Source organism: Caecibacter sp. AF58-12pH5A (assembly GCF_027681725.1).
Lineage (GTDB): Bacteria > Bacillota > Negativicutes > Veillonellales > Megasphaeraceae > Megasphaera > Megasphaera hominis.
In genome coordinates this window covers 1-1725 of sequence record NZ_JAQDBC010000079.1, presented here as the reverse complement: position 1 = coordinate 1725, position 1725 = coordinate 1, and the positions used below count along the sequence as shown (strand labels likewise).

Here is a 1725-nt window from a genome sequence, read left to right as displayed (position 1 = left end):
GGCTCTGTCACAACAAATGGTTGATTTTGACGAGAAATAGCGTATAATAATAGTAAGAAACAGTACCACCGAAGGAGGTAATTGGATATGCCTACTATCAAAGACGCATTAGATATTATCGGTAAGTTGACTGTCGCAGAGCAGGAAAGCCTTAAAACAATGCTTTTAAGTCCTGCCTTTGTAAAGTCTTTGAATATTGAAGATTTCGTAGCAAAGGAACGCTTTGCAAATGGTCGTGTATGCCCTCTTTGTGGCTGTATCCATGTGGTTCGCAATGGTCATCGTAAAGATGGCACACAGCGATATGTATGTAAGGATTGTGGCAAGTCCTTCGTGATTGCTACGAACTCCATTGTGTCTGGTACAAGAAAAGACTTGTCCGTGTGGGAGCAGTACATTGATTGTATGATGAATGGCTTATCCATTCGTAAGACTGCTGTTGCTTGTGGGATTCACAGAAACACCGCATTCCTTTGGAGACACAAGATTTTGGATGCACTTCAGAATATGGCAGACGATGTTACCCTTGACGGCATTATTGAGGCTGACGAAACTTTTTTCGCCATCTCGTACAAGGGCAATCATAGCAAGAGTAAGACATTTGCTATGCCACGCAAGGCTCATAAGCGTGGTCATTCTACACATATCAGAGGCTTGTCCCAAGAAAAGGTATGTGTTCCTTGTGCGGTTAATAGGAATGGCTTGTCTATCTCCAAGATTACGAATACTGGTAGAGTTTCTACAAGAGATTTACATCATATTTATGATGGTAGGATTAAGACCAATTCCACTCTTGTTACGGACAAGATGAACTCCTATGTGAGATTTACAAATGCCAATGGCATTGACCTTGTGCAGTTAAAGACTGGCAAAGCCAAGAAAGGCATTTATAATATCCAACATATCAATAGCTACCATAGCCAGCTAAAGAGGTTTATGCGTGGCTTTAACGGTGTTTCTACCAAGTATCTGAACAACTATCTTGTGTGGAATAACCTTGTAAATTACGCCAAAGAAAGCGACATGGAGAAAAGGAACATCTTCTTAACTTTCGTTTTGGCAACATTGAAAACTGCTAAATGCAGAGATTTATCAAACAGACCAGCAGTTCCTCTGGTCGCCTAATTAGAATTTGTGGAGATGATAAGATGGTCAATATAACAGATGTAAAACAGATTCTTCAATTTGCAATAGATGCGGAGATTAAAGTCTTTCTTGATGGTGGCTGGGGTGTAGATGCTCTTCTTGGATATCAGTCAAGAGCCCATAATGATATTGACATTTTTGTAGAAAAGAACGATTATCAGAACTTTATAGAAATAATGAAAGCTAATGGCTTTTATGAGATTAAGATGGAATATACAACATTGAACCATACTGTATGGGAAGATTTGAAAAACAGAATTATTGATTTGCATTGTTTTGAATATACGGACGAAGGTGAAATTCTTTATGATGGGGATTGTTTTCCGGTAGAAACTTTTTCGGGTAAAGGAAGAATTGAGGAAATAGAGGTTTCCTGTATTGAACCATATAGTCAAGTAATGTTCCATCTGGGATACGAGTTTGATGAAAATGATGCACATGATGTGAAGTTATTGTGTGAGACACTTCATATCGAAATTCCAAATGAGTATAGATAACTGCAAATAACAGTTTGTAGGGGAGTTCTGATACTCCCCTATAAAAATGGCTATTTATCAACTGTTTGTTGTGACATAGCCT

2 protein-coding genes are annotated in these 1725 nt (G+C 38.6%); both read left to right on the top strand.

The genetic code is table 11. The features are described from left to right. Window positions 1-87: 87 nt before the first annotated feature. Complete coding sequence (locus PGX44_RS13890; protein ID WP_002837184.1) at window positions 88-1125, top strand: IS1595-like element ISSag10 family transposase; 1038 nt, start codon at window positions 88-90, stop codon at window positions 1123-1125. Window positions 1126-1148: 23 nt separating this feature from the next. Next, the gene (lnu(C), locus tag PGX44_RS13885) at window positions 1149-1643 is read left to right on the top strand and encodes a lincosamide nucleotidyltransferase Lnu(C) (protein ID WP_019543803.1); all 495 of its coding nucleotides are present in this window, start codon (window positions 1149-1151) and stop codon (window positions 1641-1643) included. Window positions 1644-1725: the final 82 nt, after the last annotated feature.

What these genes read in the sequence shown, in the direction of transcription:
- PGX44_RS13890 (WP_002837184.1), top strand. Translation starts at nt 88, where the DNA reads ATGCCTACTATCAAAGACGCATTAGATATTATCGGTAAGTTGACTGTC.